The 24,532-nt window shown below is 55.6% G+C and carries 19 protein-coding genes and 1 pseudogene; 7 read left to right on the top strand and 13 right to left on the bottom strand.

From position 1 onward, the window contains the following. The first annotated feature begins 550 nt into the window (after positions 1-550). Complete coding sequence (locus tag ACKWRH_RS28120) at positions 551-958, top strand: LysR substrate-binding domain-containing protein (protein ID WP_445216161.1); 408 nt, start codon at positions 551-553, stop codon at positions 956-958. Between the two features lie 283 nt (positions 959-1,241). Here the strand turns inward: ACKWRH_RS28120 and ACKWRH_RS28115 are convergent, their stop codons facing one another. Next, a complete protein-coding gene (locus ACKWRH_RS28115; protein ID WP_445216160.1) occupies positions 1,242-1,988 on the bottom strand; it encodes a class II aldolase/adducin family protein in 747 nt (248 codons plus the stop codon). Positions 1,989-2,051: 63 nt separating this feature from the next. On the opposite strand from ACKWRH_RS28115, the pseudogene ACKWRH_RS28110 reads away from it, so the two are divergent. Next, positions 2,052-2,210 (top strand): annotated as a pseudogene (locus ACKWRH_RS28110) (glycerol-3-phosphate dehydrogenase); the annotation flags it as partial. 1,468 nt (positions 2,211-3,678) lie between these two features. Then, on the top strand, positions 3,679-4,056 hold the full coding sequence (locus ACKWRH_RS28105) for an H-NS histone family protein (protein WP_445216159.1): 378 nt from the start codon (positions 3,679-3,681) through the stop codon (positions 4,054-4,056). A 325-nt stretch (positions 4,057-4,381) separates the two neighbouring features. Here the strand turns inward: ACKWRH_RS28105 and ACKWRH_RS28100 are convergent, their stop codons facing one another. The 9 genes from ACKWRH_RS28100 to gmd all read right to left on the bottom strand — a co-directional run bounded on the left by ACKWRH_RS28100 (position 4,382) and on the right by gmd (position 15,355). Beyond that, positions 4,382-5,173: a WecB/TagA/CpsF family glycosyltransferase gene (locus ACKWRH_RS28100; RefSeq protein WP_445216158.1), complete on the bottom strand. Its 792-nt coding sequence runs from the start codon at positions 5,171-5,173 to the stop codon at positions 4,382-4,384. A gap of 186 nt (positions 5,174-5,359) precedes the next feature. Then, positions 5,360-6,526 (bottom strand): glycosyltransferase family 4 protein, encoded by a 1,167-nt coding sequence (locus ACKWRH_RS28095; protein ID WP_445216157.1) that lies wholly within the window; start codon positions 6,524-6,526, stop codon positions 5,360-5,362. 36 nt (positions 6,527-6,562) lie between these two features. Beyond that, on the bottom strand, positions 6,563-7,324 hold the full coding sequence (locus ACKWRH_RS28090; RefSeq protein WP_445216156.1) for a hypothetical protein: 762 nt from the start codon (positions 7,322-7,324) through the stop codon (positions 6,563-6,565). 8 nt (positions 7,325-7,332) lie between these two features. Beyond that, entirely contained in the window at positions 7,333-9,657 is a 2,325-nt protein-coding gene (locus tag ACKWRH_RS28085) for a polysaccharide biosynthesis tyrosine autokinase (protein WP_445216155.1), read from the bottom strand. Between the two features lie 96 nt (positions 9,658-9,753). After that, a complete protein-coding gene (locus ACKWRH_RS28080; protein ID WP_445216154.1) occupies positions 9,754-10,389 on the bottom strand; it encodes a hypothetical protein in 636 nt (211 codons plus the stop codon). 159 nt (positions 10,390-10,548) lie between these two features. Next, positions 10,549-11,919: an O-antigen ligase family protein gene (locus ACKWRH_RS28075; protein ID WP_445216153.1), complete on the bottom strand. Its 1,371-nt coding sequence runs from the start codon at positions 11,917-11,919 to the stop codon at positions 10,549-10,551. A 67-nt stretch (positions 11,920-11,986) separates the two neighbouring features. After that, complete coding sequence (locus ACKWRH_RS28070; protein WP_445216152.1) at positions 11,987-13,180, bottom strand: polysaccharide biosynthesis/export family protein; 1,194 nt, start codon at positions 13,178-13,180, stop codon at positions 11,987-11,989. Between the two features lie 134 nt (positions 13,181-13,314). After that, positions 13,315-14,277, bottom strand: coding sequence for a GDP-L-fucose synthase family protein (locus ACKWRH_RS28065; protein ID WP_445216151.1), 963 nt, complete (start codon positions 14,275-14,277; stop codon positions 13,315-13,317). Continuing rightward, positions 14,258-15,355: a GDP-mannose 4,6-dehydratase gene (gene gmd, locus ACKWRH_RS28060; protein ID WP_445216150.1), complete on the bottom strand. Its 1,098-nt coding sequence runs from the start codon at positions 15,353-15,355 to the stop codon at positions 14,258-14,260. The genes ACKWRH_RS28065 and gmd overlap by 20 nt, the downstream gene beginning before the upstream one ends. A 465-nt stretch (positions 15,356-15,820) precedes the next feature. On the opposite strand from gmd, the gene ACKWRH_RS28055 reads away from it, so the two are divergent. From ACKWRH_RS28055 to ACKWRH_RS28045, 3 genes are all read left to right on the top strand, one after another. After that, positions 15,821-16,486 carry a transglutaminase-like cysteine peptidase gene (locus tag ACKWRH_RS28055; protein ID WP_445216149.1) on the top strand — a complete coding sequence of 222 codons (666 nt, stop codon included), beginning with the start codon at positions 15,821-15,823 and terminating at the stop codon, positions 16,484-16,486. A 361-nt stretch (positions 16,487-16,847) separates the two neighbouring features. Next, positions 16,848-18,332, top strand: coding sequence for an undecaprenyl-phosphate glucose phosphotransferase (locus tag ACKWRH_RS28050; protein WP_445216148.1), 1,485 nt, complete (start codon positions 16,848-16,850; stop codon positions 18,330-18,332). Positions 18,333-18,485: 153 nt separating this feature from the next. Then, on the top strand, positions 18,486-19,484 hold the full coding sequence (locus tag ACKWRH_RS28045; RefSeq protein WP_445216147.1) for a glycosyltransferase: 999 nt from the start codon (positions 18,486-18,488) through the stop codon (positions 19,482-19,484). Between the two features lie 12 nt (positions 19,485-19,496). Here the strand turns inward: ACKWRH_RS28045 and ACKWRH_RS28040 are convergent, their stop codons facing one another. After that, a complete protein-coding gene (locus ACKWRH_RS28040; RefSeq protein ID WP_445216146.1) occupies positions 19,497-19,778 on the bottom strand; it encodes a hypothetical protein in 282 nt (93 codons plus the stop codon). A 226-nt stretch (positions 19,779-20,004) separates the two neighbouring features. Here ACKWRH_RS28040 and ACKWRH_RS28035 point away from each other — a divergent pair, with 226 nt between their 5' ends. Then, positions 20,005-21,558 (top strand): hypothetical protein, encoded by a 1,554-nt coding sequence (locus ACKWRH_RS28035; RefSeq protein ID WP_445216145.1) that lies wholly within the window; start codon positions 20,005-20,007, stop codon positions 21,556-21,558. 79 nt (positions 21,559-21,637) lie between these two features. Here ACKWRH_RS28035 and ACKWRH_RS28030 read toward each other — a convergent pair whose 3' ends face one another. After that, positions 21,638-22,921: a cellulase family glycosylhydrolase gene (locus ACKWRH_RS28030; protein WP_445216144.1), complete on the bottom strand. Its 1,284-nt coding sequence runs from the start codon at positions 22,919-22,921 to the stop codon at positions 21,638-21,640. 270 nt (positions 22,922-23,191) lie between these two features. Beyond that, positions 23,192-24,508 (bottom strand): O-antigen ligase family protein, encoded by a 1,317-nt coding sequence (locus ACKWRH_RS28025; protein WP_445216143.1) that lies wholly within the window; start codon positions 24,506-24,508, stop codon positions 23,192-23,194. Positions 24,509-24,532: the final 24 nt, after the last annotated feature.

Here is a 24,532-nt window from a genome sequence, read left to right as displayed (position 1 = left end):
CGAGGACACCTCTAACAGCGCGCTTAATGTCTGCTTCAGTAAATCGGACTCTCGACATCCAAGCCGGTGGGTGCGGAAGCGAAGGCGCAGTTGGTAGTTCATTCAATCATGACCCGCAGTGATCGCTCCACTGAAAGTAGAAGAAGCTTGGTGCATGGTGGGGCACCTGAAGGGTTCTAGATTCGGAGTAAGCAAGAGCAATCGCAGGAGAGGCTAACGATCATATTTCGTTGAGATAGCAAAGGCGGTGAAGTGAGGTTGGACATGGTCGCTGTTGTATGGCTGAAGCTCGCTTAAACTTCCCCAATGATGGATTGGACCGAGAGTTCAAATTTTTTCAATTAGTTAGAAGGCGGTGTGTGCACGACGTGTGCACCGAGTGATCAAGAAAAATCTATCGAGGGCAAGTGGGGACCGTCGCTTTTGGATGATGTGAAACCAGCGCAAATTTTCGACGCGCGGAAAGGTGGGCTGCAAGGCCAGTAGAGCTCAACATTCCGGCAGGTTGACCGCCAATCCGCCCAAGCTCGTTTCCTTGAACTTCGCGTTCATGGCTTCGCCCGTCTGCCGCATTGCCTCGATGCAGTTGACGGAGGGCCTCGACAGGGAGCGCCTGATGCACGAGCGCCTGTTCCTTCGTCCTACTCTCACCACATATACCGGAGCATTGCTCGACAGGTTCTTGAAGGATAAGAGAATCACCTTCGGTGAGAGCCTCGAAATGCAGTTGTCGCGCACGCTGGTCGAACTGGTCGAGCAAGACGCCGGGGTAACGATCGTACCACTCGGCCGCTTCTCTTCCTGGGAGGAGAACCCAAGGCTCAGGATCGACCATCTCGGCTTTCCTGACGGCAGGCGGGAAATCGGCTTCATGGAGAGCGAGCGAAAGCGGCAACTGACGAGCCACTTGCGCCAACTGCTGATCGAACTAAGCCGCGAGCAACCTTTACCGGTGTGAACGATATCAACATGCCGCGTCGAATGGCGCCAGAGGACCTGGACGTCGACCAGGCTGGACGGCGCGACGCCGATCTGCCTTTCCCTAGTCGCATGATCGGATTGTCGTCGATGGCGGCCCGGGTTTTGGTCGGAGGAAAGTCGAAAATGCTTCACGTGGGAGGGCAGTCTTCTGTTTTGTAATTGGTGGGATGGCACTGTGTCTGATTGGATCTAATTCGACATCGGTTGCTGGAGCTTGCTCATGCGCAGGGCTTCGCGACCGGAGGTACAAAATCGCTTGTTCAGTCAGCTCCGCGATTTGCGGTCAGTCGCTGGCGATATCGCTCGGCATCCCAATTCACCAAGGCGGACTCATTGTCCCGCGTTAGAAAGCGGACTTGCGCAGTGAGAGGCAAGCGGCAGGTCACCAGGGCGAGACAGCTCAGCATCGCCTCGGCGCCGTCGCTTGCATCCTCGCGAGCAACGCAACCGAGGCCTGGAATGAGCAGCGCGACCGGGTGCGGCAACCCGTCGGGCCGTACTCGTGATGTGGGAGCGCGAAAGTCTTCAACCCGTTCCAGAACGGGTAAGCCCGAACCGAGGAAGACCACATGATCCGGATAAAGCGAACCGCTGGTCGCAATCGCGCGGCTGAAAGGATCGATTGCAATTCTATGGCATTGCGGGTCCTTTGGCAGGCGATACGCCGTGCCGGCGCAGATTGAGCGAAGCGCATCTTCATCTGAGGTAGTTGCGGAGCGCGGCGCAAGCGCAAGGCGGCTCTCGACCTCGTCGACCAGAGCCTCTGCGCCGGCGCAGGTCTCGGCACCGACCACCAGCCCATGATTACCAAGGATAAGCACATCCGCTTTGTCCTGCCTCAGCGTATGATTCACGACGCTGGCGAGCGGCAGTCCCGGATGGTGATAGTCGAGCCAGCGCCAGGCTAGTCCTTCCAGTCGTCTGGTAAACTCCTCCCGCGCATCGGTCCGCACCGCCCAGGCGATGGTATTGACCGAATGGACATGCAACACGACCGTGTGCGGCATGAGCGCGTGGAGCGAGGTCTCGATCGAGGGCCCGCTGGTCGACTACGAGGCGCTCTTCGAGGCCTCGGTCGGCATTTCGGTGGAGACTTTTACGAACGTGAGGCTGCGTTTCTACGCGAGACCGAGTGGGCCAAGGAGCCTCAGGACTTTCTGGATCGTCGCACCAAGCATGGCCTGCATCTGACGGTGGCGCAACGGCACGCATTTGCCAGCTGCATCTAACTCGTCGGCGCGATGCCCCTAAACCGGACCGGTAATGTAGGCGAACCGGCAGGTGATCTAACCGGTCGCGCGTGGGAGAATACCTGTTGCCGTAGTCTCCGCGGAGCGCTGGATAGGTAGATAGTTTCGTGTAGCTCGCCTCCTCGCCTAGTCCTCGTCGAAATAGATATCTTCGGGAAGATCAAAAGCGACGTACACGCCGAAGGCGGCTGCGATGAAGACCAATGAGATGAGCGATAACCCAATAAACAGCCACACGATCCAAAGTTCTCAAATCATCGAATGAAATTAAATGGAATGTAGGCGTGCCACGCGGTTGGGGCAGCCGGACTTAAGCCTCAGCCCCACCTGCCAGCCCGGCGCTTTTCCGGGTGGCCGTCAGATTAATGCAGTGTTTGCAGATTTTGATTCCCCGTATTTTTACGGCAATCACCCGTCGGCAAGCTAGCGTGATGCACGGCTGCTTGGCCGTTTAACGCGTCTCGAAGGGCCACGATTTGGCTTCTGGAGAACGTCGCGCCTCGATTGAGAAGATTGCTTGAGTTTCTTAGCTTCCGCCTCACCGACCTTCCTTCGTAAGTCGACCAATTCCCGAAATTGACGCGCCAAATCAACGGGTTCTATGCATTTCCAAACCATTTTCTTTTCTTCTGATAGCTGAGGGCAAAGCAGAACGAAATATGCAGCTGCGTGCTTTGCCGATGTGGAGGGTGGGCAATCGTCTCGCGCCGATCGATAATATATTCGAACGGCAACGCAATTAAATTCATACGTTAAGCTAATAAGTCAACCTTACTACGCGTCGAGCCGACGACACACCTCTCGTGTGAGCAGCATGGTACCGCTCACTTGCTGCCGCAGGATAGGCCCCGTTTTCTGCTGCTCGAAAGTCGTTAGTATCTGCCGAAGTATCGTATCTCATATCCAGCCAGCGGAGCGTCGGCCGTTGCGAGTTTGGTCATCCCAGACACGACGGCTAGGCCGGAGCGAGAGGGGGGCACGATCGCGCTGGGGAAGATGCGATCCGAACGGGATACGCCTTAAGAAGTAGTCTCCGATCCATTTAATTGCCGTCGCCGCGATGTTTTGAATGGATTATATTGGTATTGGCAAAATTCGTAAATCCGAATGCTGTTGCACGCCTCAATGCGCCGGCAATGCCGCCGGCTTCTTTGGATCGTCAACAAAGACTGCGCAAAGTTTAATCAGAGTGTGGGGGTCACTTTAGGTAAGGAAGCCTTCCGCTCAGGCGATCGCATCAATTCAAGGCAGAGATTTTACCAATTTATTTCCAACCAGCAGAGTATTTCTAGTTTACGCATGCGCAATATTGCCCGAATCGCCTGCTGTTTACATAAGTGGGACGGGCAGAGAAACACTGCAACTTCTGGTGCGTAGCCGGAATACACCCAGGCACTATTACGAGATTTGGTGGAACGATGTTTGTTTCATCAATTGTGAGCGAAAAATGCGGCCAAGCACGTTCGATTTGAAATCATTATCCATCGACGAACTCTGGAAACTTCACGAGGAAGTTTGCAGTATTTTGTCTGAACGGATTTTACTGGAAAAGCAGGGACTAGAGGAGCGTCTTGCGAAGCTTAGTGGGGGCTCCCAGATCGAAAAGCCCAGGATTTCAGGCAGACCGCTGAAGGCCAATGATCGCCGGAAGTATCCGCCGGTGCTTCCCAAGTACCAAAATCCAAACGACCCATCCGAGACGTGGTCTGGCCGCGGTAAGCAACCAAGGTGGCTGGTTCCTCATCTCAAGGCAGGTCGGAAGTTGGTTGATTTTCTAATCAACACAAACAAGCGCAATGCAACTGTGCGTCGTAAATCCGCCTGACGATTTGATGTTGCGGTTGACGCAAAACGTTGTGCGAGTTTCGACGCGGGCCTGGGTTCTTAATGGTCCGCGCGAGTGTGCGTCCGTCGAGCCGCTGTAAGCTGCCCCAGGTGCTATCGCAGCCGGTTGGGAGGGATCCCTTGGAAAAATCGGTTGGGCTTGTTGTAAACGGCGCGATCGTCAGGTGATTATCAAGGTAGTGCTGCTCGCGCCGAGGCGTCCACCTCGTCACGTAACTGCGATAAACCGCAACGTTCGCCCGCAGAATTGTCGCGAATTCGACAACGGTTCGATCCGAGACGCCATTTGTCCCTAACCTTCCTGACTACCATCGCCTTCTGACTATTTCGTGTGCCGCCAACACCACGAACATGGGCGCCATTACCAGGTATCTTTTCCAAAGTCTCTTTGGCTCGCTGAAAAGGCGATAGGCCCACTCCAGCCCACTCCGTTGCATCCACGATGGCGCCCGCCGAACCAGGTTGGCGTGGAAGTCAAACGCTGCACCAACGCCGAGCATAATTGCGCCACCGCATCGCCCCTTGTTTTTGCGCATCCAGATTTCTTGCTTTGGCGTTCCAAGTCCCACCCAAATGAAATCGGGCGCAGCAGCTCGAATTTTTGCGCAAGCGGTCTCATCCTCCTCAGGGGTGAGAGGGCGGAAGGGCGGACATTGCGTTCCGGCAATCTTTAGGTCGGGGTATTTCTTGACGAGTGCTTCAGCAAGGAGGTCTGCGACGCCCTCAGCGCCACCGTAGAAATAGTGACGCCAGCCTCGCGACAATCCGTGTTGGCAGACCACGGGTAGTACATCCGGGCCGCAGACGCGGTACACCGGACCGTCTCCCGCCGCTCGAAGAGCCCAAACCAAGGGCATTCCATCAGGCGCAACAATATCGGCGGCTTGGTGAGCAAGATCCAACTGCGGATTATTGCGCGCAGCGATGATGCCATGCACATCGCGAAAGACGACATATCGGTCCTGCGAGTCTCGGGTCCACATCTCAAAAGCGGCGAGGAGTTGGTCCAGACTGATTGTCGAGACGGGGGTGCCTACCACCAGCGCCTGAGACAGTGGTACGCAATTCGCCGCAGTTACATCGACATTAATATTCACTCAAACACCCGAGACATAAATCAAAAAATTTATGTCTCATTTAATGCATATTTAATCCGGAAAATAAATAGATTTCTAGATGCGCGATCGATTTCCTCGAGTTTAACGCTAAGGGGAGGGGCGGCTTGTTGAGCAATCTAAAATTGTATGACGCGCCGTTGACCACGATTCTTGGCGTTGTGGCGGTCACATTGACTTGCGAATAAAGGACGCTTTCCGCCAGACGGCAGTTAGTTTCTCGACATAGGAGTTGATTTCGTATCGTTGAGCTTGATCTTCTCGAGCGGCGTTTCCTAACCGCAACCGTAGCTCGGGATCTTCGATCAATCGTTCGATCGCTCTGCTCAAGGCCGACGCATCACCCGCCGGCACTAGGAAGCCGTTTCGTTCAGGGGTAATGACTTCCGGAATTGCGCCAACGGGGGTGGATATCACTGGCACGCCGTGGGCGAAGGCTTCCAATATCACCATGGGGAGGTTTTCGGCGTGCGAGGGGAGCGCCAGGATATCGGTCTTGCAAAGAAGATCGTCGGCTTGCTCAGAGCTCAACCAGCCCGGAATAAGCACCCTGCCGACGAGACCGTGTTTCGCCACAGCCCTACGGCTTTCTTCAACGGAGCCGTCGCCTGCAATCGTTGCCGTCCAGTCCTGTCTCTGCGACAACATCTGCAATGCAGCTATCAGCTGCGGGGTACCTTTGCGCTCGCCGAGCTGACCCAAGCACGTGATTCTTATCCGTGAATCGGACGCTTGATGTTGCGGTTTCGAACTTAGCTTCGTAGCATTGGGCAGAACCGTGATCTTGTCGCGGACCTGAGGTACACGTGTCAGAACGGCGTGAGCCCAATACTCCCCGAGTACGACGATCTGCCCACTTTTCAGAAAAAGACGGTCAACGGCTCTCGCCAACCAGGTTGGGGCAACCGCCAGAAACTCGTCAAATCCAGATCCGTGCAAATGGACCACGTAGGGAACTCTCAGGAGGCGAGCTGCTGCCCCCATGACCGTCTTTCGATAACTGCTTCCCCAGTTCGATAGGTGTATGTGCAGCACGTCAATGCGCCTAAAAAGGACGAGCCACGCAAATTTCAACAGAGCATTGGCGAAAACAAATTGGGCCACGATGAGCCCGCGCTGACCTCGCGTGACCAGGCGGTTAGTCTCAATGCTCAAGCACGGTTGTTGCTGCTCAATGGCCTCAAATATGCTGTCGTTTAGGCGATCGATACCACCTCGTCCATCGAGACCAAGCGGCGTCGCAACAGCCACGCGAAGTCGGCCATTATTCAGGTGCAAACTGCGTTCTTCGCCGCTGCGGAGCATTGAATCATTTTGGGTCGAGGGCGAAATCAAATTGGTCTCCGCATGTCAAATCGATCCGGGTAGGGATCAAGGATACCGTCGGTCGGATACGCCGGGCACGATGACTTCGTAGCCCCGATTGCGAAGTACATTCGCGAAGACTTCGCGGTTGCGTATCGGAACTTGGGTTAGCAGTGGTAATATCTGATCGCGAACGCGCCACGCCGGACCGGTGAATATTTCAACAGCTTCCATGTAGAGGCCGGTATTCAGGATCTGAATAAATTCTTTGATCGTCATCTTCGCCAGAACGGGATCCAACGCCTCGAAAACGGAAAATGCGATATGATTTCGCTTCAACGCAATCCATCCTTCACTAGGACCAAGTTCGTACGACAGACGCAGGTACTCGAGGTTTTCGGACTTGAAGCCAATCTGATTGTTGCTCAGCCAAAAGAGTGCGAGCCACGAGAACGGATCGGCCGGCGAACAGGACAGTGTGGTGAAGAGGGCCCTTCGCAGTGCATCGAACTCCTGGTCGACGGTCCCGGGCTTGTCCATCGAGAGTGTCTGCTCGGCAATCCTCAGTCGAATGATTGCTGCACTTCTGGTGGCGGAAGCTCTGCAGTATGTCGACTGCTCGATCGCATCAAGGTCCGACTTGAGCCGCGAAAGGACCTCCGGCCGAAACGCGCGGCCAGAAACTATTTCGCGCGCGACCGATTCATCGAAACCTTGATTCCAAAACAGCGGGAGCGTCCAACATCCCCAGACTATCGCGATCTGGGCAAGGCCGACCACTAGGACGCGCACAAGCAAAGAGCCGTGCGTTCTAAAAAAGTCGAGCATTCGATACTTTATCGTGCATTGAAAAATGACGAGTTTGGCCTCTCGCCATAATACACATTCCCGTATCCCGTATAAACCTGCAGCGATTTAGCGTCAGCCTGGGTCAACACCACTCCAAGCATATTATCTTGAACTGCTGGTGCCGACTTGAGCGCTTGGGCGACGACATCGAACTTCGTATGCGCCCACCTAATCGCAAGAATATAAGCGTCCATGAGTTGGGTGGTCGCACGTACGTCGACGACCGGCGCAAGCGGCGAAAGATCGACCACAACGTAGTCGTAGTGCTCACGAAGAACGTCGAAGAATTGGCTGGCTGCACTCGAGCGCAGAAGCTCGTTGGGATGCATTGCGCTCTCAGAGCCGACAGCGCCCGGCAGGAAGGACATATTCGTCGTCGAGTCTCGCCACAGAAGCTCGGAAAGCTGCTTTTGGCCCATGATCCCGTCGATGATTCCAAATTCGGCCGCCGGAGCGAGGCGGTTGGAGAGCGCGCTGTTTCGCAAATCGCAGTCGACCAATAGAACCCTTGCTCCGGTCTGGGCGATGAGCTGCGCGAGCGACGCTGACAATGTCGATTTGCCCTCGTTCGGGATCGCCGAGGTAATTCCAATAACCCTGGAGGATTTTTTATCCCAGCTCAAATCGATGGCTAACTTTATCGCCCGGACTGCTTCCGAGAATTGCGAGAATGGATCGTTGGAAGCGGTCCAGATCAAGCCTCGACTTCTCGTGATAGTTCGATGGCCGGTGTTGCTTGTTGCCACCCGGTTATCCAAAGTGTCGCGAGGAGTCTTTCCGTTGCCTATCTTTGGGACGAGTGAAATACATGCGGCATTGAGTTCCGCCTCGACATGTTCGGCGGTGCGGAACACTCGATCTGAAAGATCGCGCAAGATCGCTAACCCAAGTCCCAGAATCAGTCCTCCGAGTCCGGAGAGGCCGAGCGCGAGGGCCGGCTTTGGATCGCTTTTTTGCGTCGGAGGTGTTGCCTGAGAGATCACCCGCGCTTCACTGATTGGAAACGATTGCTGCTGAATCGACTCCATGTAGCGCTGCAGAAAGTTGTCATAGAGCGTTCGGTAGGTTTGGGAGGCGCTCTCTAGCTCCTTCAATGACACCTGTGCCTGGTTCGTCGTTTTCGATTGGTCGACTGCGTTCTCCAACTCGCGCTGAACGCCAGCCTCGCGTTGTTTGGCGATCTCATAATCACTCTTGTAGGTTTCGGCGAGGCGCTGAAGTTCGTTAAGAATTGAGTTCTGAATCTCAGCCATTTGACTTCGAAGGTTGATGGCTGCCTGGTGACTCGTTCCGTACCGGCGTGCCCAATCCGCTTCGCGATTTGCGATATCCAGATACTGCGAACGCAACTTCGTCACGACCTCGCTCTTGAGGGCGTCTGCTACCGTTGAATTGACCGTTGAACTAGGAGAGTCGGCTCGCAATACCGCTTCGATCCGATCGAGCCGGGCTTTGGCTTCTGAGGTTTGCGCCCGTGCGACCACGACCTGACTGTTGAGTTCGGATACTTGTTGCTCTGTGACGAGCCGCCCGCCGGAGCCGCCGGTGTTTACAATGTTGTTCTTTGCCTTGAAGTCGACAACAGCACGCTCCGCCAAGGTTGCCTGATTGCGCAGTTCACCGATGCGATCCTGCAGCCAGGCACTTGCTCGTCGGGTCGCTTGGTCCTTCGCTTCTAGCTGGTCGACGATATAGGCTTCGGCTACTGCGTTGGCGATCTCCGAGGCGCGATTGCGGCTTAGCGACTTGAAGCTGATCTCAATCACATATGACAAGCCAATCCGCTTGATGTTGAGTTGAGACTGAAAGGTCCGGATCGCCGACCGAGTAAGCTCGAAGTCCGAAGCGGTGTCCCTTGAGCCGAGCACGGCGGACACCAAACCAAAAGCCGAGGAGAAAAGTCCGGATCGTGATCCGGAAAACTCCGGATCTTCAATCAAATGAAGCGTTTTAATTACGGAGAGTGCTACCTTTTCCGACTTCAATATTTCTATTTGGCTCTCTACCGACGCCGAGTCGATCGGGATGTCTCCCAGAATGGATTGCTGTTGAAAGAGCTGGACCTTGCGGGTGTCTATGATCAGGGTGGTTTGGGCTGTGAAACGAGGGGGCGCGGTCGCCACATATACGAGGCCGAGGGCAAGGATCGAGAGTGCCGTGATCAATATGATCAAGTACTGGCGTTGCAAGAATCCAACAAAGCGATTGAGGCCTTCTGCCGCCGATTCAGGCGGTCGCGGCAGCTCAAAATCGACCCGTGACTTTTCAGAATATAACATGGGGACTTTCGGATGATCGACGTGCTGCGCCAAGGCGGGCGGTCGTTCGAATGGGAAATTTCGTCGCCGAATAACCGACGAGCGTGGCGCTTCATCAACGAATGCTGGCGATCGGGAGTAAGTGCTGGTCTAGGGGCTTACGCTGTTCGATATCCTGCTTGTCGTGTTTGAACTGGGGGCTGAGGCGCTGGATACAGCCGATGAAATTGAGAAGTTTCCGGTCGTCACTCCACCTTGTCCAATCGATTGCACAGATGGCGTCCCGAACGACCTGTTCGTGGAGCCGGTCTGTCCGCCAGATCCGCCGCCTGCGTCGCCGCCCGCGCCGCCACCCGCACCCGTTTCGCCGGTCGGCTGATCTCCGGATGCGGCCGCGAAAGCGAGAACGACGTCCTGATCCTTTGTCCGGGCTATCGCCTGTTGAATTTCGCTGGCGTAGGTTGGATTAGAGACAACCACGATCTTGGCTGCTTGAGCGAGCCCTGCACCGATCGCCAATTTTTGATCCTTGTTGGCGGTCGATAGCAGAGTTAAAATTGACGATAGCGTTGCCGGATCATCGACCGCGAGATTTCGAATCAATGTCAGCAGGATGGCGCCTCCATCCTTGTTTCGCTCGAGTACGCCTCCAGGATTGCTCTGAAAATCGACCGAGCTGAGGGAAGGTTGTGCCGAAGCTTCATGCGCGGAGAGCCCCACGGCAGCCAGTATCAGGATCCAGCCAGTGGCGGCAAATGCACATTTGTGACGAAAATCAAATGGCACGATAAATCTCCTATTAACTCACGAAGAAATTTAATAAAAAATCAATATCACGGTGGGGAGGTAGACACAATTGGTCCGCGCGCCCGATCGCTCAGCGGGCGGTTGAAGTTTAAATATCGTAAATCCCGCCAAATGGGTCGAGGCGCGCGAGCGCGGGGCTCATTGAACCTGGTTACCGCTCGGAAACGACTGGCTCAGTCCCACCCCCAGAAGCGCGAATACCGTGATGGCAAATCCGGGTACCTGGATCGAGAAATCCACCAGGGAATGAGCCAAAGCGACCGCCGAAATCGCCAATGCGGCGATGGGAACGATACGATCTCGCCTACGCACCCTTATCCCTCTTATCAGGACTGCGAGAGCCAAGGACCAGGCCGCAACGATCGTAATCGCAAGCGGTAGGCCTCCTTCAGAGGCAATCTCCAGCAGCGTGTTGTGAGCGCGATCCCACGTCCCCCACATCGATCCGTGGAGGGACCGATAAGCAGGAAACATGGAGGGAAAGGTTCCAAGGCCGGTACCCAGCCAAGGATGATCCGCGATACTCGCTACGGTTGACCGGTAGGTATCGAGCCGCATCGCATCAGAAAGCCCTTCGGCGCTGAATCGTCCGCTTACGCCAGCCCCCAGTATCTGGAGGAGAGCGATCACCACACCGAGGCTGATAACGAAGGCAATGAAGGCCCCGTACCGCCCCGGTAGATCTCGATAGAGGTACAGGAGGAGCGCGAGGATGAGACCGGCGAGGGAGAGAACAATCCCAGCCCTGGAGCCCGTCATGAACATCGCCATTACGCAAAGTGACAACAGGAAGAACGGTAGCAGGACGTCGCGAGGTGCCTCGGAGAGAATCCGAGAAAAGACCTGCCGCCAAGTGAACCCGTTCTGTTTAACGAAAGTACGAATGCTTTCAGACGTAAATAGAAGCCATACAATCGAACAGCTGCCGAAATACACGGCCGCGGTGTTCCGGTTGGTGAACGTAGCAGTCAGGTAAGTGAGATGAGCCTCTTTCTCGACCCATAGCACTTTTGTCGGGTTAATCAGGAACGACGCAAGGCCGAATATCGCGTACGTAGCTCCGGACCAAGCAACAACCTTGAGCAACCGGGTCGCGTAGCTTCGGTCGCACCCGACGATGACGCCGCAGATGATGGTGAGAACAACGATAAAGGGAGCTCCAAGCGCATAGATCGGCTGATGGCGCGCAATGGATACCGTTGAAGCGAGCGGAACATCCAGTAACTCGCTGGTTCGCATCCACAAAGGCGAGGGGCGCAACGCACTGAACCAGGGGGATACTGCAAGTTGTTCATGCAGAACCACCATGTAGGCCGCAACAACAATTCCGAGGACGAAAAAGAGGGGGGCGTGATCGCGCCGGAGGCGGTCGGGCGAGGCCATGATGGCGGCAGCACCGAGAACAATACACCAAAGCGCCCCGACCGAAGCATCCATCGACCCGAAGGGCAAGGGTGCTAGAGCCACGACAAGGAACAAGATCCACGCTGAAGTTCGGGTCTGCGACATCAAGCGAACCTTACCAATCTCCCCCGATGCGACTTCAATAGATTTCTGCTTTGACCTCGTCGTTGGATCATTGCACGACGAAATTGGTCGTGCCTTTTATCGCTGACTTGAGGATATATGCGTTTGTCGCCGCAACAATGGGATCATTAACAGTTGCGACGGTCAGCCTGAAGAGCTGCATTGCCTTGGCAGCTTCCACCGAACTCGCATTCGAGACGTATAGGACATCCTTGTTATGAAGCTCGAATTGGGTAGCAAGGAAATAGCCAGCGGGATCGCGGAAGTTGACGTTGTAGATCACGGGTATGATCGGCCCCGGATATTTTGAGGTATCTAGACCTAACTCTTCGGCCACCTTCCTGGTCTCGCCCCGGTAGAGGAAGACAGAAGCCGGATCTGCAAGGGTGTCGTTCAGGCCACCCGCTTTGCCGACGGCTTCAGCGAGAGAAACCTGCCAAGCGTCAAAATTGAACTGTCCCTGCTGGCCGGCCGCTCCGAATGCAACGAATGTTTGCGGTTGGCGATAGACATAAACCGTATCGTACGAATGAACATAGACGTTGTTGGAGGGATCTTCGACGAGCGCCCCAAAGGGGACGTCGGCACGCCTTCCCTCACGTTCCAGCATGACGCGGGTGTCGAATCCCTGTCCCTTCGGCCCACCAGCCCGTGTTATGGCGTCCAGAAGGCGTTCGCCGGCAGCGCTCGCCGGAAACCGTGCCGGACTGTTGACCTCGCCCAGCACGCTGATCAACGACGTTCGTTGTTCGATCACGGCCACGACGACTTGGGGGTCAATGGCTCGGTTCTTGAGCGAGCCAACGATTGCGCGTTGCACCTGCTCTGGCGTGCGTCCCTTAGCCTGAATCAACCCAGCGTAGGGGACCGAGATATTTCCCTTGAAATCGATCGCCTGGTTCGGAAGCGCAATGAAATTTCCGGGACGAACCCCCGCCTCGCTCGGGATGAAGAGGCCGCCCGCAGCCGCTTCAAAAATGGTTACAGAGACGACATCTCCGACACCAAGCAGAATTTCTTTGGGGGCGCGGCGATCGGGATATACCGCGCCAATTCGCTGCGAGTTTTTTACCAGCGTTTCCAACACTCTCGGAGTTATCGGAGCGAATGCATAGGGAAGGCTCGCCGGGTCTTTTTGCCCGGCCCGGACGTCGGATTCTGCCGGTCCTGACGTAGGCAGGATCGAACATGCGCTCAGGCCAAGGCAAAATGCCAGCAGCAACGTACATTTAAATGAATTCATTAAATCCCCCGAGGCGCTATTATCACCCCTCAGATGGGTCACCAAGATCCCGCTTTTTAAACATGACAGTCGCGATTAAATTAAATAAAGGCTTGTGGCAATTATGCCACATTAAATACTCCTGCGTGCGACGATTAGGGATTATTTTCGTCGAAGAACGGCCGATCAAGATGCGCCCGGTAGGCGAGCCCAATGCCCTCGGCAAGCGGAGTGATCGCGCGCCAGCCGAGATTGGTGATCTTTGCGACATCGAGCAGTTTGCGCGGCGTACCATCGGGCTTCGATGGGTCGAAGCTGATTTTGCCGGTATAGCCGACCACTGCGGCGACGAGGCGGGCGAAGTCGGCGATGGTGATGTCTTCCCCCGTGCCGATATTGACCGGCTCATCGCCAGAGTAAACCTTCACCAGGTGGACGCAGGCGTCCGCAAGGTCGTCGACACAAAGGAATTCCCGGCGCGGCGTGCCGGTCCCCCAGACCACGACGTTCCTTGCACCCGAGACCTTCGCCTCGTGAAAGCGGCGGATCAAGGCGGCCACCACGTGGCTATATTCGGGATGATAATTGTCCCCGACGCCATAGAGATTGGTTGGCATCACGTTGATGAAATCGGCGCCGTATCGGCTACGGTAGGCCTCGACCATCTTGATGCCGGCGATCTTGGCAATCGCATAAGGCTCGTTGGTCTGCTCAAGCGGACCGGTCAGTATCGAGTCCTCGCGCAACGGTTGCGGCGCGAGCCGGGGATAGATGCAGGACGAGCCGAGAAACATCAGCTTGTCGACCCCACTGATGTAGGCAGCGTGTATCACGTTGGTTGCGATTGCCAGATTGTCGTAGAGGAATTCCGCGCGCAGCTTGTCGTTGGCGGCGATACCACCGACTTTCGCGGCCGCTAGGAACACTACGTGCGGGCGTTTGCGGGCGAACCAAGCGTTTACCGCGGGCTGATCGCGCAGGTCGACCTCGCTGCGGGGCAGGGTCAGTAGTTCCACATTTTCGCGCGCCAACCGGCGCACCAGCGCAGAACCGACCATCCCACGATGGCCGGCGACGAAGACCCGCCGGCCCCGGAGCTCAAACGGGATGTCTGCCACTGGCGACCTCCCGCTTGGCGATCGCTAGATCGCTCGCCATCATCTCCTTCACCAGCTGAGCGAACGGGATCTTTGGTTGCCATCCCAGTTTTTCGCGCGCCTTGCTTGCGTCTCCGATCAAGAGGTCGACTTCTGTCGGGCGAAAATACCTGGGGTCGATCCGCACGACGGTTTTGCCTGAAGTCCGGTCTACACCAGTTTCCTCGACACCTCTGCCGCGCCATTCGATTGTACGGCCGACTTCCGCAAAGGCCAGTTCGACGAATTCGCGAACCGAGCGTGTCTCTCCGGTCGCTAGCACGAAATCATCAGGCGCGTCCGCCTGCAGTATCCGGTGCATGCCCTCGACGTAATCGCGCGCATGGCCCCAGTCGCGCTTGGCCTCGAGGTTGCCGAGATAGAGCGTGCCTTCGAGGCCGAACTCGATACGGGCCACGCCGGTCGTGATCTTGCGCGTTACGAAGGTTTCGCCGCGCATCGGACTCTCGTGGTTGAACAGGATGCCGTTTGCAGCGTACATGCCGTACGCCTCTCGGTAGTTCACCGTAATCCAGTAGCCATATAGCTTGGCAACGCCATAGGGCGATCGGGGGTAGAACGGCGTCGTTTCTCTTTGCGGCACTTCCTGTACCAGGCCGTAAAGCTCTGAGGTCGACGCCTGATAGAATCGCGTTTCCTTCTCCATGCCGAGGATCCGAATCGCTTCCAGCAAACGCAAAACGCCGATTCCGTCAGCATTTGCCGTGTATTCCGGACTTTCGAAGCTAACGGCGACATGGCTCTGAGCGGCGAGGTTGTAGATCTCGGTCGGCCTCACCTGCTGCATGAGCCGGATCAGGTTGGTCGAATCCGTCATGTCGCCATGGTGCAGCAGGAACGGCGCGTTGCCGTAGTGCGGATCCTTATAGAGATGATCGACCCGCGCGGTATTGAACGAGGACGACCGCCGCTTGATGCCGTGCACGGTGTAGCCGAGGCCAAGAAGGTAGTCGGCCAGATAGGCTCCATCCTGCCCAGTAATGCCGCTAATCAACGCAACACGTTGTTTCGAGGCCTTGGGTGTACTTCCCGAAAGCATTCATCTCCTCGTAATCTCTTCGCAACTTCGGCCTGGATGAAGTCAGAAATCCATCTCCGGAGATCAACATAGCGGGGTATAATTTCGTTTTGTATCAAATCGATCAAAAATACTTAATTCTCAGCGGCAAATTCCAATGCGTCGCAGCGCCACTGCCGCAAATTAAATGATTCCCGGATTTCAGGAAGCTATGTCGCCGGGAACCGCAGCACCCTAAACCTGCTGGCCGCGGTCAAGCAGCTTTCCCAAAGCCGCGCGCTGCACAAGGCATCTTCACCTGCTCTGTGTCCGCCCGCGGCATGCGGAGCGACAATCGCCTTAGCCTTCGCAGGCGTCGGTGCAGCCGAAGGGGCGGTTGGTTAATAAAGTTCGCGACAGTTGGCTAAAAAGCTTCAACAAAGAAGAGCCAAATCTCAAATTGCCCATGCGCATGATGCTTCCGGGAATGCGGGGGAGTAATTCGACATGCGTAAGATTCCAAAAATTGCCGCGGTGGCGGTTGCGCTGCTATCTGCCGCAATCTCCGATCGAGCAAATGCGGGAATATCCAACATGTCGCGCGGCTTGCGAGCGCAATTGGATCGGATTCAGCTCAGTGGGCCGGCGTTGGCGCCGATGGCTCATGTGCGGTTCTGCATCGATTACCCGGCGGAGTGCAGAGTTCGAAGGCTAGTCTTTCGTGGGGGGCCGGTTAAGCTGACTTCGTCGCGATGGTCCGATCTCGTCGAAGTAAACAACGCGGCAAATAGCGCCATCGTACCAACGGCCAATCTTGGCGGCCTCGCAACAGAGGCCTGGATCGTTGGTCCGCGAAACGGCGACTGTAACGACTATGCGGTGACTAAACGGCATGCGCTGTTGGCGCGAGGCTGGCCGGCGCGAGCTTTGCTTCTCAGCGAGGTCTCTACCTCCTCAGGCGCGCATCACCTTGTTCTGGTGGTCCGGACGGAGTCGGCGGATCTCGTTCTCGATAGCCTGACCGCTGAAATCCGAGTGTGGTCGAGGACACCTTATCGGTTCGCCCGAATGCAGACGGTGGGAGATCCCCGGCTTTGGGCCACCATCGTGTCGTTGAGCCCAAGGCGTGAGCGGACGGCAAGTTTCGAGGCTATTAAGACCGATCTCGATTAATATCACCATTTGGCGCCAGGGCCGAAAGCCTCGGTGCGGACCGATGGGCAGCCACTTGGAAGGCGGGAGCTGTTCGGCCGTCACGATCGAAGGCCCGCTAGCCCCGCATTGGCTAAGGCAATATGGCCTCAATTTCCCAAAAGTGCCGGCCTAAACTCTAAGCGTCCTCGCCGACAGCCATTTGGTGCGTGGGAATCGGCGTGCTTCGAAGGGCGAACGACCGTCCGTCGCCGCGGCACACTGCACCGAAATTAAATCGGAATTAATCGAAAATTAATTTAACAGTCAATCAAAAATATGATCAAAGCAGGCTTGTTTGCCAAGTGAGCTTTTCGGATCAGGTATTTTTGAGTGATTTCTCATGTCGAACAGTAGCGGCGAATTGGCGTCGAATGAGACGATCGTCCTTTCTGATAGCGTCGGCTCAGCAAGCAGGACGCCGCGCCTCCGATTTCCTCACGCGGTGGCGGGGTACTTTTGCGCGGCGGTCGATCTTCTTGTCATTATCGCATCGAGCATCCTGGGCTGCTCTATCTATCAAGCGTTCTCGAGCCTGGTTGTCAGTAGACTCGATGCCTTTGCGTTGTCGGGAAGCATTGCGGCGATCCTTTACTTGTGGATGGCGCACGCAGCAGGTTTCTACCAATTCAGCTCGATTGTTTCGTCACATACCGGCTACCGGAAAATCATCATTCGTTGGCTTGTCGTCGGCCTCTTACTAGCCGTGCTGGCGTTCCTACTCAAAGTTGGCGCGATCTTCTCGCGTGGTTCGATTCTCAGCTTTGTCGCTTTGGCGGCGACGTTGTTGCCAGTCGCGCGGTGGGCTGTCACGCGCGCAATTAAAGGCGTCGTGTCCGAAGGACTGCTCGTTGGTCGTCGAGCCGTCCTCGTTGGATCACAAGACGAATTGGCTGCGTTAGACGGCGAACAGCTATTGAGGCATTTTGGCCTGAGTGAAATCGACCGCTTAACTCTTCCAAGCCCCAGCCTATCGATGATGCAGCTAAACCGCAGTGAGCTGAGCGTACTCAATCTAGCTATGGAGAGTGCAAGGCAAAAAGGGGCCGAAGAGATCGTATTGGCGGTTTCCTGGAGTGAGCCGCGGAGGCTTGAACTCGTACGCGAGCGCATGCGGGCTTCGCCGCTTCCAGTTCAATTGCTCCCGGATCAGATTGTTCGGGATCTGACGCGAAATCTCACGTTTGCCTGGCAGCCAAATTTTGCGATTGAAATCAAGCGCGGCCCACTCTCCCGCGTCGAGCAATTCTTGAAACGTGGGTTTGACGTCGTTGGTGCCTTGGTGCTGCTCCTTTTGCTCTGGCCGCCACTCCTAATTGCCGCGATTGCCATCAAATTGGATTCCGCGGGACCAGTCCTCTTCCGTCAGCGACGAAACGGCTTCAACGTGAGGCCGTTCAGGATTCTAAAGTTCCGTACCATGACCGTGGCCGAAGACGCCGACAAGGTTGTCCAGGCCACTCGCTTCGATCGGAGAGTAACACGAGTAGGTCGTCACTTGCGCCGCCTGAGCGTCGACGAGCTTCCGCAACTCTTCAACGTCCTGAAGGGTGACATGTCGCTGGTCGGGCCGCGGCCGCATGCATTGGTGCATGATATCCAGTATGGGGAAGTGTTGTCGGACTACGCATTTCGCCATCACGTAAAGCCGGGCATCACTGGTTGGGCCCAAGTGAATGGATTTCGTGGCGAGACCCGTCAGCTGGAGCAAATGCAGCGTCGGGTGGAGCTCGATCTCTGGTATATCAACAACTGGAGCCTGTTGTTGGATCTAAAGATCCTGTTCCGGACGAGCATTGAGGTTGCGAGCGCGCGAAACGCCTATTAAGCATCGCAAAGGGTCGGGACTCGCCAATTCGTAATCAAACGTTAAATTGACGGCAAATTGCGCCCGCATCCGACGGCGGTCTGTGATCGATTTGCATTTTGTCGGACGCAAACGCTTTGTCGTTCTCCGTTACGCTGAATCAGGTGAGTTTTCGTGACGCGCGTGAGTATTATTATCAAGGCTTACAATGAGGAGGCGCATATCGCATCGGCGATCGAGAGCGCCTTGGCGGCGCTTCCGAGTCCGGAAGACGAGGTGGTGCTCGTCGATAGCGCTTCCGTAGACAAGACACTCGAATATGCTCTGCCGTATCCAATCTCGATCTTCAGGATGGTGAACGCCAGCGAGCGATGTTGCGGAGCGGGTCCGCAGATCGGCTACGCACACGCCAAGGGCGACTTTCTCTATCTCATGGATGGAGATATGATCATCGACAAAGAGTTCATACAAATTGCTTTGGCCTTCCTCAACGAGCACAGCGATGTAGCCGGGGTAGGGGGCAGCATCGACGAGATGTCGACGGAGAATATCGAATTCAAGAACCGCGCGCGGAATCTTTCCCACTTGAATCCAATAGGCGAGGTTGATCGCCTGGCGGGCGGAGGCCTCTATCGACGGGCCGCGATTGATGCGCTCGGCTACTTAACGGATCGAAATCTACACGGGTACGAGGAGTTCGATCTTGGAGCCCGACTTCGGTCTAGCGGCTGGAGACTTGTGCGGTTGAATGTTCCGGCTGCCAGGCACTTTGGTCATACTATTAGCACCTACCGCTTGCTTTTTCACCGTGTGAAGATGGGATACATTTTCGCACCAGGCGAAATGCTGCGTGCATCGGTCAATGCGGGGTACTTCGCGCGCGTGATACGATCGCTTCGCGAATTCAAGCTCTGGGTCGCTGTTCTCGGATACTGGTCTGCCTTTGCATCGCTAGCATTGTTCACGTCTTACGGCGCAGCGAGCGTTACCTTGGCGTTTCTTGGAATTGCCGCCATCATCGCGGCATTAACGGTTTGGAAAAAATCGCTTTCGAATGGAATTTATATGGTTGTTGGCTGGCATGTTTTCACGATAGGCATGCTCTTTGGGCTATTCAGGCGTAGAACCTCTCCTCTCGAGCCGCTCACCGTCGAAACGCTGCGATTGTCGTGATCATGAGCGAAATCAATGTTCCTGGATAATCTGCGAAGGGAGCTGCGAGAAAACAAGTCGATCCGAGTAAGGGTATTCATTGCCTCTTTTCGTTTGACGAATTTCTTCTTTCGGTTTGATAGGACGCGTGTCCTCTACGCTCTCTCGAACTGTCTTTACAAAACGGTATGCTTTTTCTTCAAGATCGACATCCTGGCGCGAACCCGGATCGGTTGGGGTTTGCGGATATTTCATCCATTTTGCATATGCATTCACCCCGACGTGCAGATCGGAGACGACTGCATTCTGCGGCACGGCGTGACGTTGGGAAATAAAGGTGAAAGCTCAAGCGCGGTCCCCTCAGTGGGCAACGGCGTCGAGTTTGGTTGCTATGCAGCGGTTTTGGGCGGAGTAAGCATTCCAGATGGCGCCAGGGTGCGCGCTCTGTCGCTGACGACGGATGGTGAAAGGCGGCAACCAACGTGAATGCCCGCGATGCCTGTGATCTCGGTTTGGATTTTCTCTGCGGATTCGTTGAGCCGTGAATAGCGAAGCGCCACCTAAACACATCAATATCCATCGCGCGTTCCAGATCCACTACGCGTTCAAGTTCGTCAATCTGTTCCTAGGCTTCGTCTTTCAGATCCTTGTGGTAAAAACGCTGTCGCCGAGCGGCTACGCGACTTATGCCATTTTCCTTGCCATCCTTTTGACGATGGAGCGAGTACTGTCGTTCGGCATCGATCGCACGTTGTTGCGATATGTTCCGTCGCTCACAGCGGATGGTGACTATCACGGCCTCATGGCACTGTTGAAGAGGATGGCTCTTGTAAGAGGAGGGTCTATTCTGGTCGCGTTCGGTGCAATTGGTCTGCTCACGACATTCGCGCGAGACACGTTGCTGATGGGCGAAGGAGTGCTGACGCTTTGCGCTTTCGCTGTTTGGTACGCGAGTTATGCGGTGACGACCGATTTAGAGATGTTGGCGCAAAGCTGGATCGTCCACGCGACGACCGCAATTTCGGGAACGGTCGATGTCCTTTTGCGAAGCGCATGCGTGCTCCTTCTTGCTCTCTCCGGTCACGAGATGAGCGGCGCGGCTGTGATCAAGATATCGGCTGTGACGACATTCGTTGCGGTGATCATCATACTGTCAAAGTTGATCGGACTCAGGCCGCACGTCGCAGGTCTTCTGATCGCGGGAAACGAGCAGCGATTGCCCCGCCTGAGCGCGAAGGATGCTCCGCTCTTCGCTGCATCGATCTATGCGTCTAACATTGGTTGGTTGATTACCAGTCCTTCGGTTGTCAGGATATTTGCCAAAGGCGGGCTCGATATTGTTACGTTTTCCGCATTTTCGTTTGCGCAAGGGCTTTGCGTTTCGATTCAAAGAGCGTTTCCCGGTCTGATGATCCTTCCAAGTCTGGAACCCTTGTTCGCCAGGTTCACGATGACGCCTGCGCGAGTGTTTTCCTCGCTTTCGCTGGTGTTCAAGCTTGAGTTGGTCTGCTTTCTGGCTTTCTCAATTCTTACCGGCCTCGCGGGGCGAGAGATCATCGCGGTGGTATCACGACCGGAGTATTCGCCGTACTACTACTTGCTCCCATTGGTCATGTTGATCCTCTTGTCTCAGACCATTTACCGGATATGCGAGATTGTTACGAGCGTTCAGCTTAGGCACACCGTCTTCCTCGCGCTCTGGCCGGTATCGCTCCTGGGGGTCGCAGCCCTCTACTTGACTGCAGATCGTTGGGGTCTTCTCGCAGTTCTGTTCATTCCGCTCACAGAAAGTGCAATCCGTATCGGAATCATTATGCTAGTCCATCGACGCGTCGAGACATGGCGGGCAATAGACCCCGTTCGCTCGCTCCAAGTCGGAGCAGCGGCAGGCGGCTCCGTTCTATTTGCTTTGCTTACTCGATACGCCCGACCAGACTTCGGAAACCTAACCTTGGCCGCGCTGGCTACAGGCCTCTTTCTCTTGACAGTGTTTGTTGTGCGCCCACTGCGTAAGGACGAGGTCGCCAGTCTCAGTCTGATCATGCCATCGTCCCTGCAGTCCCTGAGTCAGGCGATCATGCGCTGGGCCCGATAGCGATCGGTGGGCTCGCCTTCAGGGCGCCGTTCGATCGAGCCACGGTTTCGGCTGCTCAACGTAAGGGGGCACCGAGAACCTACCTTCCCGGCAGCCTCAGGGCCTCCAATATATCCGTTTCGAATGCGAACGGTGGAGCGGCAGAAGAGATCGCAAAACAATCGCCTTGCATCTGATGGATGGTTATCAGTCCTATCCTGCTTGTAAACGAGTTGTCCCGTATTGCCCGGAGGAAATTGAAGGCGCTTTTCGCGGGAGCTTTTCCGACGCAACCAGCTTGGTCGCGATTTACGCCGAACTCCGTATTCATGATTTGCTTGCGTGACAGGTGACGAAGGTCGGCCCAATCGTTCACGACGTTCATTCTCTTCAACAATAGCTCCGCGTTGCCGAAGGTTGTCCTGTACTGCTCGAAGCTGTAGCTGTGAACCGTTCGGTACAGAAAGTCGTAGATCAGCTGCGACTTCGCCGAGCGGGTCAGATTTGGATCGGCCGCCACGTTTCTTCGAAAGGTATTCTCAGCGGCGAGCTTGCCGTCTCGGTCCATGGCAGCAGGAAACTCAAGGCCGCCGACATGAGAAAAGAACCCGGCATACCCTTGATGCGTGAAGGTGGCGGACTCGTAAGGGTGGATCGCATAGCCGGTGTTTGTGTCAAAGCGCTCGGGCCTTAAATTGACAACACCCGCTGACGAGTCTCCGCTGACCGATCCGTCGAGCTCTGCGAAGCCGGTTCCGGCCACGATTAATGTGTGAGTCGGCAGGATCAGGCGGATCTGTTTCCAGTAGTATTCGATTTGCTCATTCCAGGGACGCTGACCCTTGAATGAGGCAGGTGAGGGGGGTTCGTTGAAGAGCTCAATGGCAACCAGATCCGGCGGAAAGCGCGCCCCGATGAAAACGGCAAGCTTGCTGACGACGTGGATCAAACGCTGAAACTTTTCTCCAGTCTCGCCATCGAGCAGGTCAACATCCGCGAAGCCAGAGACCGGATGAGCGCCTCGAGGGAAGGGATGAATATCCACTATGACCCTCAGTCCACTGTCTACTCTCCGAGAAATGCCGGTGATTATCTGCGCAACTAATGCGTCAAGTAAGGTCTCTGAACGAGCCGACATCAACGCGCCAACGTCGATCACCATTCTGAGGCAGTCAAAGCCAGACGAGTTGATCAAAGCGAGCCGCGACTTCGGCATGACTGCTTGGTCGGAGCCGCCGTTTCGAAAGGGATCCTCGTCGTAAACAGCCGATCCTGGGGGGCCGATCGACAAGCCGTACCCGAATGGCTGAAATGTGTTTAAACAGACCAGGGTCTTTTGATTGTCGGAGAAGGCAGGGCCATCGCTCAGCTGCAGCTGCTGCATGGACGCGTGAGAAGGAAGACACGAGCAGCAGATGGCAAGAGCTGTAACCATCGCCATCGTCCGTAGTTTTGGAAAGTGACAAGCGTTCAATGGAATGCCCAATCTTAGGCTATCGACGAACCCTACGGGGTGGAGGTCCGAGCTACCTCCGTGTTGGCATTTTGCGGCCCGCGGAGAATACTTCGGCGTAGACAAATTTGATTTCTAGGGGCCACGGGGCGATCTTAGCGGACGTTCCGGCGTTAGGAGTTGATCGGAGCCGCCGCGCGGCTAGGCGCGGTTGGAGCTAACTCCCAATCGTCGGCTGGGCTCTCGCCTGTGCTGGTGCTTGAACGGTCCGGGGCGACTCTTGAGCGATTCGGAACGTGCGCCCAAGTGTCTCAATGCAGAAAGCTCGGAGCTGGCGGTCACCATCGCCATCGCCGGCAAGACCGTATACCAGCTATTTGGGGCTAGAAATGCCGACTCTACAACGTTGGCCCCAATCACATAAATGAAAATGGCTAACGGAAACGCGTTGATGAGCGATCTCTCTTCATCTCCGGATATCAGAAGTCGCGCCGCGATCCAAAATTGCAAGGCGAGCACGACCAAGCATAATGCGAGTCCGATATAGCCGAACGAAATGAGTATCTCCATAAAGCCATTATGCGCGTTGAGGAATTGCCCGTATCCAATACCTTCGATCTGAGGTGAAACGATCTTGGTAAAACCTGCCGCGAAACCGTAGCCAAGGAGCGGGCGCTGGTCGGCCAGCCCAATAAGGTAACCCCACAGCGGAACTCGGCCCGTCAAATCGGGCTCCTTTCCAAGAGCATTGAGTGTGAGCGCCGCAAGATCTCCGCCGAATAATGCGATCATCAGAAGCGCAAGCGTGAGGAACGGCAATACGGCTATTCGAATCTGGAATGAGCATCGACCCACGAGCACCAGCGTGGCCAGCAAGACGGGCATGAAACCCGCTACGGCGTAGGCGGCGCCGGAATTGGCTCCGACCAGGCACGCAAGACTGATCGTGATAATCGCTATACGAACTGCATAGCTTGTGAAGGCAACTCGGCCATAAAAGAGGACGAGTACGAACGACAGCGCGGCAAGCTGTCCCAAGGCGGTCCGATGGCCAATCACGCCGCGCCAAGAACCCGCATGTACCGCCTCGAAAGGAAAAACATCCGTGGCCTGATGGACACCCTGATAAGGAAAAACGAAGACCCAGACGAAGCTTGCAACGATAATAGAGGACAGCGTCCAGAGGAATAAACGCAACGAGCCCACTATTCCAAACTTTGAGCAAATGGCAATTCCAAAAAGTACGGTCCCCGACAGGGCAACACTCTTTCGCAGAGTCAGCAGCGGGTCGGGCGACCACAACATTGATAGGAAGCCCAGCAGGGGAAGGATAAACACAGGCCAGCTATGACGAATGGTTGTCCAGAAATTGGACGAGATCAGGAGAAGTATCGCAACCAAATAGCACAGGCTCAGCACAATTTGGCTGCGAAGGGAGCCATCTGCACCGAGGTCCATCGGACGGCCGGTGTCGATGCCGGCAATCTGCAGTGCAAATCCGCCGATCATCGCGATCATGCAAATTCCGGAAATGATCGAGAC

This window comes from Bradyrhizobium sp. Pa8, assembly GCF_052588265.1.
Note: the sequence above shows the minus strand (reverse complement) of the source record. Positions and strands in the feature narration are given on the sequence as shown.

Bases quoted from the DNA above. Each gene is read 5' to 3' on its own strand.
- ACKWRH_RS28120 (WP_445216161.1), top strand. From the start codon at position 551: ATGGCTTCGCCCGTCTGCCGCATTGCCTCGATGCAGTTGACGGAGGGC.
- ACKWRH_RS28115 (WP_445216160.1), bottom strand. From the start codon at position 1,988: ATGCCGCACACGGTCGTGTTGCATGTCCATTCGGTCAATACCATCGCC.
- ACKWRH_RS28105 (WP_445216159.1), top strand. From the start codon at position 3,679: ATGCGGCCAAGCACGTTCGATTTGAAATCATTATCCATCGACGAACTC.
- ACKWRH_RS28090 (WP_445216156.1), bottom strand. From the start codon at position 7,324: ATGCTCGACTTTTTTAGAACGCACGGCTCTTTGCTTGTGCGCGTCCTA.
- ACKWRH_RS28075 (WP_445216153.1), bottom strand. From the start codon at position 11,919: ATGTCGCAGACCCGAACTTCAGCGTGGATCTTGTTCCTTGTCGTGGCT.
- ACKWRH_RS28070 (WP_445216152.1), bottom strand. From the start codon at position 13,180: ATGAATTCATTTAAATGTACGTTGCTGCTGGCATTTTGCCTTGGCCTG.
- gmd (WP_445216150.1), bottom strand. From the start codon at position 15,355: ATGCTTTCGGGAAGTACACCCAAGGCCTCGAAACAACGTGTTGCGTTG.
- ACKWRH_RS28055 (WP_445216149.1), top strand. From the start codon at position 15,821: ATGCGTAAGATTCCAAAAATTGCCGCGGTGGCGGTTGCGCTGCTATCT.
- ACKWRH_RS28050 (WP_445216148.1), top strand. From the start codon at position 16,848: ATGTCGAACAGTAGCGGCGAATTGGCGTCGAATGAGACGATCGTCCTT.
- ACKWRH_RS28030 (WP_445216144.1), bottom strand. From the start codon at position 22,921: ATGCAGCAGCTGCAGCTGAGCGATGGCCCTGCCTTCTCCGACAATCAA.
- ACKWRH_RS28025 (WP_445216143.1), bottom strand. From the start codon at position 24,508: ATGATCGCGATGATCGGCGGATTTGCACTGCAGATTGCCGGCATCGAC.